This is a genomic window from Burkholderia sp. Tr-20390 (genome assembly GCF_017104595.1).
In the GTDB taxonomy this organism is placed as follows: Bacteria; Pseudomonadota; Gammaproteobacteria; order Burkholderiales; family Burkholderiaceae; genus Burkholderia.
The window spans coordinates 1-573 of the sequence record NZ_JAAGPC010000436.1 but is presented as its reverse complement, the minus strand read 5'-3'; the positions used below and the strand labels follow the sequence as shown (position 1 = coordinate 573).

Below are 573 nucleotides of genomic sequence, written 5' to 3'. Positions count from 1 at the left end.
TGACGAGCGTGGCGTCGCGGTGCCGCGACAGCGGCTCGCGCAGCGGGCCGGCCGGCAGCAGGAAGCCGTTGCCGCCGAGCCGGTGGTCGAACACGACGAGCTCGACCGTGCGCGCGAGGCGGTAGTGCTGCAGGCCGTCGTCGCTGACGATCACGTCGACGTCCGGATGCGCGGCGCGCAGCGCCTGCGCGGCCGCGACGCGATCCGGGCAGACCCAGACGGGCGCACCGGTGCGGCGTGCGATCAGGAGCGGTTCGTCGCCGCCCGCGCCGGCGCGCGACGCGGGTGTGACGGCGGTCGGCGTCTTCACGTTCGCACCGTAGCCGCGCGACACGATGCCGGGCGTGAAGCCGGCCGCGCGCAACGCGTCGACGAGTGCGATCACGGTCGGCGTCTTGCCGGTGCCGCCGACGGTCACGTTGCCGACCACGACGACGGGCACGCCGACGTCGACCGGCTTCTTCCAGCCTTGCGCGTAGGCGGTGCGCCGCAGCGCCGCGCATACGCCGAACACGCACGCGAACGGCGTGAGCGCCCACGCGAGCGCGCCGCGGCGCTGCCATTCGCGCGTCG

1 protein-coding gene is annotated in these 573 nt (G+C 75.4%); it reads right to left on the bottom strand.

All coding sequences use genetic code 11. From position 1 onward, the window contains the following. A partial coding sequence (gene lpxK, locus G3N98_RS39400) for a tetraacyldisaccharide 4'-kinase (RefSeq protein ID WP_206151136.1) occupies positions 1–573 on the bottom strand: 573 nt, incomplete at both ends.